Source organism: Pseudomonas sp. 24 E 13, from assembly GCF_900004715.1.
Classification (GTDB): Bacteria; Pseudomonadota; Gammaproteobacteria; order Pseudomonadales; family Pseudomonadaceae; genus Aquipseudomonas; species Aquipseudomonas orientalis_A.
This window is the reverse complement of record NZ_CVTO01000006.1, coordinates 1-8,248: the sequence shown is the minus strand read 5'-3', so window position 1 is coordinate 8,248 and position 8,248 is coordinate 1. Positions and strand designations below refer to the sequence as shown.

The following is an 8,248-nucleotide window of genomic DNA, read 5'->3' as shown; positions in this document are numbered from 1 at the left end:
ATCGGAAGAGCACACGTCTGAACTCCAGTCACCGATGTATCTCGTATGCCGTCTTCTGCTTGAAAAAAAACCATGGCTGCGCCACTGACCAGGCCAAGGGACAACAAGAGAATCGAGGAGAACTTCATTCAGGGAAACCTCAAGGGGATGACGGCGCGATCCTGAGGTTGTATCGAGACGCTGACAATCGAAATCCGACCGGCGGCAGAAGTTGTATACAATTTGCTAAGTTACTGTTTTGTATGGGGAACTTAAGTTATTTTTACGTGTCTTTAGTTACTTCGGAACGGCCGCTTTTAGGTAAAAGCGGCCTTTTTTGTGCCTGTAAAATGTGTGCTGAAAGTGCTGGCCTCTTCGCGGGGCTAGCCCCAATGCCTGTCAGTTAAGGCTTTTTTGTAGGAGCGAGCTTGCTCGCGAAAAACTCACAGGCACCGCGTTCATTCAGGAAGCACGCGTATCGTCGACGTTTTTCGCGAGCAAGAGCTAGGCGCCCCCCTCGCTCCTACAGAGGGCGGTCTACGCTTAACTGACTGGCATTAGGGCAAGTCAGGCCGAGCGCGCCATGATCAAGCCTGTGTCACTCGCCGCTTCCAAACGAATCGCGACAAACTTCGACGTTGGCGTATGGCTGCCCTCTCCCGTGCTTTCCAACGGCACCAGCGGGTTCACTTCCGGATAGTAAGCCGCCGCCTGCCCGGCCGGGATATCGAACGCCAGCAGGGTAAAGCCTTTCACACGGCGTTCACGGCCGTCTTCCCACAACGAGATGATGTCTGCCTTCTGCCCTGGCTTGAAGCCCAGGCGGATGATGTCGGCTTCGTTGACGAACAGCACATCCCGCTGCCCTTTGACCCCGCGATAACGGTCGTCCAGGCCATAGATAGTGGTGTTGTACTGATCGTGGGAGCGCATCGACTGCATGATCAGGTCCGGCACCCGCCCTGTGGCGTGGGTGCGCTCATGAATCAGGTCCTTGGGCAGGATGTTCGGCCGGAAGTTGGCGCGGCCCGATGGGGTGTTCCAGCGGCGTGCGCCGGCGGAATTGCCCAGATAGAAGCCGCCGGGGTGTTTGATCTTCTCGTTGAAGTCCTTGAAGCCTGGAATGGTATCGGCGATCAGGTCGCGGATGCGGCCGTAGTCGGCGACCAACCAGTTCCAGTCCACAGGCTTGCTGCCCAGGGTCGCGGCGGCGATGCCGGCCAGGATCGCAGGCTCCGATTTCATCAGTTTCGACAGCGGCTGCAGCTGGCCATTGGAGCCGTGGACCATGCTGAACGAGTCTTCCACCGTCACCGCTTGCGGGCCGTCGGCCTGAATGTCGATGTCGGTACGGCCCAGGCAGGGCAGGATCAGGGCGTCTTTACCGTGCATCAGGTGGCTGCGGTTGAGCTTGGTGCTGATCTGCACGGTCAGGTCGCAGTTGCGCAATGCCTCGAAGGTGCGGGTACTGTCGGGCGTCGCCTGGGCAAAGTTGCCGCCCAGGCCGATAAACACCTTGGCGCGGCCCTCGAGCATCGCGTGGATGGCTTCGACCACGTTGTGCCCATTGGTACGCGGCACCTGGAACTGGAAGCGGCGCTCCAGTGAGTCGAGGAACGCCGCCGGTGGGCGCTCGTTGATGCCCATGGTGCGGTCACCCTGCACGTTGCTGTGGCCACGCACCGGGCACAGGCCAGCGCCTGGACGGCCAATGTTGCCGCGCAGCAGCATCAGGTTGGCGATTTCCTGGATGGTCGGCACCGAGTGACGGTGCTGGGTAATGCCCATCGCCCAGCACATGATCACGTTCTTGCCTTTGGCATACATGCGCGCGGCTTGCTCGATCTCCACCAGTGTCAGGCCGGACTGCTCGACGATTTCCTCCCATGAGGTGTCATCGATCTGACCCAGATAGTCCAGGACGTTAACGGTGTGTTCGTTGAGGAAGTCATGATCGAACACGGCTTCCTTGCCTTCGGCCAGGGCCTGGCGCTCCCACTGCAGCAGGAACTTGGCCATGCCGCGCAGAATGGCCATGTCGCCGCCCAGGGCCGGGCGGAAATAGGCTGTGTTGGTCGGCTTGTCGCCGTTGGTGAGCATTTCCAGCGGATGTTGCGGGTGCTGGAAGCGTTCCAGGCCACGTTCTTTCAGGGGGTTGATACACACCACCTGGGCGCCGCGTTTCACCGCTTCGCGCAGCGGTTCGAGCATGCGCGGGTGGTTGGTGCCGGGGTTTTGGCCCCAGACGAAAATCGCGTCGGCGTGTTCGAAGTCATCAAAGGTCACGGTGCCTTTGCCCACGCCTACACTCTGTGCCAGGGCGACGCCGCTGGCTTCGTGGCACATGTTCGAGCAGTCCGGGAAGTTATTGGTGCCGTAGGCGCGCACGAACAGCTGATAGAGGTAGGCGGCTTCATTGCTGGCGCGGCCCGAGGTGTAGAACTCGGCCATGTCCGGGCTGGGCAGGGCATTGAGGTGCTTGCCGACCAGGTCGAACGCGGCTTCCCAACTGATGGGCTGGTAGCGGTCGGTCTCGGCGTTGTAGCGCATGGGCTCGGTGAGACGGCCCTGGTATTCCAGCCAGTAATCGCTTTGTTCCAGCAGCGCGGTAACGCTGTGCTTGGCGAAGAACGCCGCGTCCACGCGGCGCTTGGTGGCTTCCCAGTTGACGGCCTTGGCGCCGTTCTCGCAGAACTTGACCATGCCGCTTTCCGGCGAGTCGCCCCAGGCACAGCCCGGGCAGTCGAAGCCGCCGTTCTGGTTGGTCTTGAGCATCATGCGCAGGTTTTTCAGCGCGTTATCGCTGGTCAGCCAGGCTTGCGCCACGCTGATCAACGCACCCCAGCCGCCGGCCGGGCCTTTATAGGGCTTATAGCGTGGGGTTGGGGTCTGGTCGGCTTGGTGGTGAAGGCTCATGGCTGGTACTCCATCGCAGGGCTATAGACCCGCGGCGCGCTTTTCTGCGGCAGGTGGATGAGATTGAGGTTATGCCGGCGCGCCCATTGCAGGGCCAGGCCGGTGGGCGACGACAGGCTGACCAGGGTCTGGATGCCCGCGCGCAGGACTTTCTGGATCAATTCGAGGCTGCAGCGGCTGGTGACAATCGCCAGCCCGCCGTCGGTCGGAATCTTTTGGCGAATCAAGGCGCCAATCAGTTTGTCCAGGGCGTTATGCCGGCCGATGTCTTCGCGGCCCATCAGCAATTCGCCCTGGCCGTTCATGAACACCGCAGCATGCACCGCGCCGCTGTGTTGGCCCAGCGGCTGGAATGCACCGATGCGCTGGCGCAGGCCATCGAGCCATTCGGCCGGTGGCAAGGGCGCGCCGGGCAGCACCTGAAGGTCGGGTAAGGCCTGCTCCACCGCTTCGACACCGCACAGGCCGCAGCCGCTGGTACCGGCCAATTGGCGACGCTGTTGCTTGAGGTTCCAGAATGCACGGCTGGAAATCTGTACCTGAGCATACTGGGCGGAACCCGAACCACTGAGCTTCAAATCGTATATGTCGCTAACGTCACGGATGATGCCGCTGCCAAGGCTGAAACCGACGATAAAATCCTCAAGGTCGGTCGGCGTCACCAGCATGACGGCCTGGCTGATATCGTTGTAGGCAATCGCCAACGCCACTTCTTCGGCCAGCGCAGTGCTGCCGACGTCGGTGTGTTCCAGATTGCTGTACTGATAGCTCTGGCTGGCGGCGGGCGCTGGCGTTTCGAGGGCGGGCGCCGCGCAGGTGGGGCGCTTGGCGTTCATGGGGCAATACCACCGGCGGATTGATCAGTGTTCAGACTAGGCGCGACAAAGGGTCGCGTCTAATCGCCAGTATTGATGTATTGATAGATAGCGTCGATCAAGGTTCGTTTTTTAGTCAAGGAGTGACCCGGAACCCAGATCTTTGGGACTGGTCTAGTCTTGGGCATCAGGTACTTAAACCCAAGGAGAGCGCACCATGAGTATTTTCAGTTTTGTTAAGGAAGCAGGCGAGAAATTGATTGATCTGCTGACGCCGGGTAATGCCAACGCCAGTGAGCAGTTGAAGGACCACATCTCCAAGGTTGGCCTTGGAAATCCGAATGTGCAGGCCACCGTTGAGGGTGACAAAGTCACGGTAACGGGCGAAGTCGCAACTCAGGAAGAGAAAGAAAAAATCATCCTGGCGGCCGGTAATATCGCAGGTGTCGGCAGTGTCGAAGACAAGATCACCGTCTCCGGCCCGGCGGTTACCGCTGCGCGTTTCGTGGTTGTGAAAAAAGGCGACACCCTCAGCGCGATTTCCCTGACGGTGTACGGCAACGCCAATCAGTACAACAAGATTTTCGAGGCCAACAAGCCCATGTTGTCGCACCCGGACAAAATCTACCCAGGCCAGACCCTGCGTATCCCTGAGTAATACGCAGGATAAAATGAGGAAGCTCGCCCTTTTTGCAGGAGCGAGCTTGCTCGCGAAGAACTCACAGGCACCGCGTTTGTGCAGGAAATACGCGTTATCGTTGACGTTTTTCGCGAGCGAGCTCGCTCCTACAGATCGGTATTAGGGCGTGTCCCCCTCCCACACTCGCTCAAAGCCCGGTAATAAGTTCTCGATAATTCCCGACGGCTGCGAACTCTGCAGTGTCCTTTGGCCCCTTTTTGCTGTCGGGCTCTTTGACTGCCAGCAAATGGGCCACCCCGAAATCCCTGGCACTGCGCAGAATCGGCAAGGTGTCGTCGATAAACAGGCTCCGGGCCGGGTCGAAGTCGATGTCTGCTTGCAGCGCTGCCCAGAACTGCGGGTTCTCCTTGGGAAAACCGTAATCGTGGGAGCTGATCAGTTGTTCGAAGTACGGCGCCAACTCGATGCGCTCCAACTTCAAGGACAACGAATCGCGATGGGCGTTGGTGATCATGATCACGCGCTTGCCGGCCTGTTTGATCGCTGCCAGAAAAGTATCGGCGTCCGGGCGCAGGGCAATCAGGTGGGCGGTTTCCAGCTTGAGTTCGCGCACGGGGATTGCAAGTTCTGCGCTCCAGAAATCCAGGCAATACCATTGCAACTGTCCGGCGTTACGCTCGAACAGCGGCTGCAATTCCATTTGCGCCATGGCCAGGCTCACGCCGTGCAGCTCGGCGTAGCGTTGCGGCAGGTGCTCCATCCAGAAGTGGTTGTCGTAATGCAGGTCGAGCAAGGTGCCGTCCATGTCCAGCAGGACAGTGTCGATGGCGTGCCAGGGCAAAGAGGGCATCGGGCGTTCTCATGTAAGTAAAGATATCCGACACAGACAATCGGAAAAGCCACGGTATAGTAACCCGATCACGCCAAGGAGCCGTTTATGCGCCAGAAACCCACCGTCCTCGCCCGCGAAATAGTCGCCAGTAGCCGTTTGTTCCGCGTGGAGGAAGTGCAATTGCGCTTTTCCAATGGCGTTGAGCGCACCTACGAACGTCTGGTGGGCCGTGGTGCGGGTTATGGCGCGGTGATGATCGTGGCGATGATCGACGAAGACCACGCATTGCTGGTGGAAGAGTACTGCGGCGGCACCGATGAATATGAGCTGTCCTTGCCCAAGGGCTTGATCGAGCCCGGCGAGGATGTGCTGGCGGCGGCGGACCGCGAACTCAAGGAAGAGGCCGGCTATGGCGCGCGCCAGTTGGAACATATCACCGAGCTGTCGCTGTCACCCGGCTATATGAGCCAGAAAATCCAAGTGGTGCTCGCCACTGATCTGTACGAAGAGCGCCTGGAAGGCGATGAACCTGAGCCTATGCGCGTGGAGCGGGTCAACCTGCGTGAGCTGTCGGCACTGGCGCAGAACGAGCAGTTCAGCGAGGGCCGGGCGCTGGCCGCGCTGTATCTGGTACGAGACCTGCTGACCCAGCGTGGGGTGTTTACCTTATGAGCGAATTGTTTCTGGGCCATCCGTTTATCGCGCCGGTCATTGAACTGGCGCGCCAGGCCGGTGAAGCCATCCTGCCGTACTGGCGTGCCGATGTGGCGGTGACCGCCAAGGCGGATGATTCGCCGGTGACGGCCGCCGACCTCGCCGCGCATCATCTGATTCTCGCGGGTCTCACGGCGCTGGACCCGAGCATTCCGGTGCTGTCCGAAGAAGACGCCGATATCGACCAGAGCGTGCGCGCCGGCTGGCAGCGCTGGTGGCTGGTGGACCCGCTGGACGGCACCAAGGAATTCATCAGCGGCAGTGAAGAGTTCACGGTCAATATCGCCTTGATCGAGCAGGGCCGTGTGGTGTTCGGCGTGGTCTCGATGCCCACCAGCGGTCGTTGCTACTTCGGCGGCGCGGGCCTGGGAGCCTGGCGCTCGGATGTAAATGCCGCGCCCAGGCAGATCCAGGTGCGCCAGACGCCGGCTGCGGGTGAAGCCTTTACTGTGGTTGCCAGCCGCCGGCATACCAGCCCGGAGCAGGAGCGTTTGCTGGAGGGGTTGAGCCAGGGTTTGGGTGAGCTGAAACTGGCGAATATCGGCAGTTCGTTGAAGTTCTGCCTGTTGGCCGAAGGCAGTGCCGATTGTTATCCGCGCCTGGCGCCGACGTCGCAGTGGGATACCGCGGCGGCGCAAGGTGTGTTGGAAGGGGCGGGGGGCGCGGTACTGGAGTTGAACGGCAAGCCGTTCAGCTACCCGGCGCGGGAATCGTTGCTGAACCCGTTCTTTCTGGCGTTGCCGGCCAAGGCGGCATGGCGTGAACGCTTGTTGAGCCTGGCCAGGTCTTAAGACCTGCGCAAATTAAAAATGTGGGAGGGGGCTTGCCCCCGATTGCGGTGTAACAGTCAGAAGCGGGTTGCCTGACACACTGCTATCGGGGGCAAGCCCCCTCCCACATTTGCTTTGTGTGATGGCGGCTAGCGGTGCAGGACGTATTGGCCGGTAAAAGTCACCGCGCGGTCTTCGCTGCCCTCATTCACAATCCATGTGTCCAGCGCCAACCGCGCGCGACCATGGCGTTTGTAGGTCGCCACGAAGCGCTTCCACACCTTCTCCTCCGGCGCCGTGCAAATCACCGTCGCATCCTGCGTCACCGGCGCCGGATAACTGATCTGTCCTTCCTGAATCACGATGTGCCCGTCTTCGATGCCGTCTTCGCGCAGTCTCAGGTGCAACCAACCCCAGCCTGCCAGGACGGCGCCGCAATAGAGGCTGCCGCCAAACATGGTGCTCTTGTGGTTGATATTGGCTTGCAAGGGCAGATGCAGTTGCAGCTGGTGGTGTTGCCAGTCGAGCACCTTGAGCCCCATTTCCCGAGTGAGGGGGATGTCGTGATGGAGGATGGATTCCAGGTAACGGCTGTCGCGGCTCATGGCGGCCTCTTGGTGGGTGGACGGGGTCATTCGTCGTCTGCGCTGTGGTTGGCGCTGTCGGCGAAGTTCAGGCCGTGTTTGCGCAATTTGTCGTGCAGGGTCTTGCGTGGCACGCCGAGGGCTTCGGCGAGGCTGCGCAGGGAGCTGTGGGGGCGGGTCAGTTCGGCGGCGATCAGGCTTTTTTCGAATTGTTCGACTTGCTCGCTCAAACCGCCAGGCGTGGAGGTCAGGGTGCTGGTGGACGGATCGTCCGGCGTACTGTCCAGGGCCAGTTCCAGGCCCAGGGCGAAGCGTTCGGCGGCGTTTTGCAGTTCGCGCACATTGCCCGGCCAACTGTGGCGCAACAGCAGGGCGCGTTGCCCCGGTTGCAGCTCGTGCAGCGGCAGGCCGTGGCGGCTGCTGGCTTCGTCGGCGAAGTGCTGGAACAGCATCAGCGCGTCTTCGCCACGTTCGCGCAGCGGTGGAATGCGCAGCGGCGCGACGTTGAGACGGTAATACAAGTCGGCGCGGAAGCGGCCCTGGTCGGCGGCCTGGCGCAGGTCTTCCTTGGTGGCGGCGATGATGCGGATGTCCAGCGGGATCAACTGGTTGCCGCCCAGGCGCTCGACCACCCGCTCCTGCAGCAGGCGCAGCAGCTTGACCTGCACGTCCAGGCTCATGCTTTCGATTTCATCGAGAAACAGCGTGCCGCCGTTGGCGAATTCGAACTTGCCGATACGGCGCTTCTGCGCGCCGGTAAACGCGCCGGGTTCATGGCCGAACAGTTCGCTTTCCACCACCGACTCGGCCAGTGCCCCGGCGTTGATCGCCACGAACGGGCCGCTGCGCCGGTTCGAAAGATCGTGCAAGGCCCGGGCGACGACTTCTTTGCCGGCGCCGGTTTCGCCGAGGATCAGCACATCGGCCTTGGTCGCCGCCAGCGCACCGATTTGCTCGCGCAGGCGCAGCATCTGCGGCGAATGCCCGACCAGGCGCGT

Annotated in this window: 8 protein-coding genes; 3 read left to right on the top strand and 5 right to left on the bottom strand. The window is 61.0% G+C overall.

The window, feature by feature from the left end:
• Positions 1–546 precede the first annotated feature (546 nt).
• The gene (locus BFP90_RS00075; RefSeq protein WP_065892657.1) at positions 547–2,895 is read right to left on the bottom strand and encodes an FdhF/YdeP family oxidoreductase; all 2,349 of its coding nucleotides are present in this window, start codon (positions 2,893–2,895) and stop codon (positions 547–549) included.
• The gene (gene fdhD, locus BFP90_RS00070) at positions 2,892–3,731 is read right to left on the bottom strand and encodes a formate dehydrogenase accessory sulfurtransferase FdhD (RefSeq protein ID WP_065895684.1); all 840 of its coding nucleotides are present in this window, start codon (positions 3,729–3,731) and stop codon (positions 2,892–2,894) included. Before fdhD ends, BFP90_RS00075 begins: the two co-directional genes overlap by 4 nt.
• Positions 3,732–3,927: 196 nt before the next feature.
• Here fdhD and lysM point away from each other — a divergent pair, with 196 nt between their 5' ends.
• Positions 3,928–4,368: a peptidoglycan-binding protein LysM gene (gene lysM / locus BFP90_RS00065; RefSeq protein WP_065892659.1), complete on the top strand. Its 441-nt coding sequence runs from the start codon at positions 3,928–3,930 to the stop codon at positions 4,366–4,368.
• 169 nt (positions 4,369–4,537) lie between these two features.
• Here the strand turns inward: lysM and yrfG are convergent, their stop codons facing one another.
• Positions 4,538–5,200, bottom strand: a complete 663-nt coding sequence (gene yrfG / locus BFP90_RS00060) for a GMP/IMP nucleotidase (protein WP_065895683.1) — start codon at positions 5,198–5,200, stop codon at positions 4,538–4,540.
• An 87-nt stretch (positions 5,201–5,287) separates the two neighbouring features.
• Between yrfG and nudE the strand changes: the two genes are divergently transcribed.
• The gene (nudE, locus tag BFP90_RS00055) at positions 5,288–5,854 is read left to right on the top strand and encodes an ADP compounds hydrolase NudE (RefSeq protein WP_065883206.1); all 567 of its coding nucleotides are present in this window, start codon (positions 5,288–5,290) and stop codon (positions 5,852–5,854) included.
• The gene (gene cysQ, locus BFP90_RS00050) at positions 5,851–6,687 is read left to right on the top strand and encodes a 3'(2'),5'-bisphosphate nucleotidase CysQ (RefSeq protein WP_065892661.1); all 837 of its coding nucleotides are present in this window, start codon (positions 5,851–5,853) and stop codon (positions 6,685–6,687) included. Before nudE ends, cysQ begins: the two co-directional genes overlap by 4 nt.
• A gap of 128 nt (positions 6,688–6,815) precedes the next feature.
• Here the strand turns inward: cysQ and BFP90_RS00045 are convergent, their stop codons facing one another.
• Together BFP90_RS00045 and BFP90_RS00040 are read right to left on the bottom strand one after the other, a co-directional pair.
• Entirely contained in the window at positions 6,816–7,271 is a 456-nt protein-coding gene (locus tag BFP90_RS00045; RefSeq protein ID WP_065895682.1) for a thioesterase domain-containing protein, read from the bottom strand.
• A gap of 26 nt (positions 7,272–7,297) precedes the next feature.
• The coding region (locus BFP90_RS00040; RefSeq protein WP_065895681.1) for a sigma-54 interaction domain-containing protein at positions 7,298–8,248 on the bottom strand (951 nt) is incomplete at its 5' end.

Excerpts from the sequence above, each read along its gene's own strand:
- BFP90_RS00045 (WP_065895682.1), bottom strand. The coding sequence starts at position 7,271 with ATGAGCCGCGACAGCCGTTACCTGGAATCCATCCTCCATCACGACATC.
- yrfG (WP_065895683.1), bottom strand. The coding sequence starts at position 5,200 with ATGCCCTCTTTGCCCTGGCACGCCATCGACACTGTCCTGCTGGACATG.
- BFP90_RS00075 (WP_065892657.1), bottom strand. The coding sequence starts at position 2,895 with ATGAGCCTTCACCACCAAGCCGACCAGACCCCAACCCCACGCTATAAG.
- cysQ (WP_065892661.1), top strand. The coding sequence starts at position 5,851 with ATGAGCGAATTGTTTCTGGGCCATCCGTTTATCGCGCCGGTCATTGAA.
- fdhD (WP_065895684.1), bottom strand. The coding sequence starts at position 3,731 with ATGAACGCCAAGCGCCCCACCTGCGCGGCGCCCGCCCTCGAAACGCCA.
- nudE (WP_065883206.1), top strand. The coding sequence starts at position 5,288 with ATGCGCCAGAAACCCACCGTCCTCGCCCGCGAAATAGTCGCCAGTAGC.
- lysM (WP_065892659.1), top strand. The coding sequence starts at position 3,928 with ATGAGTATTTTCAGTTTTGTTAAGGAAGCAGGCGAGAAATTGATTGAT.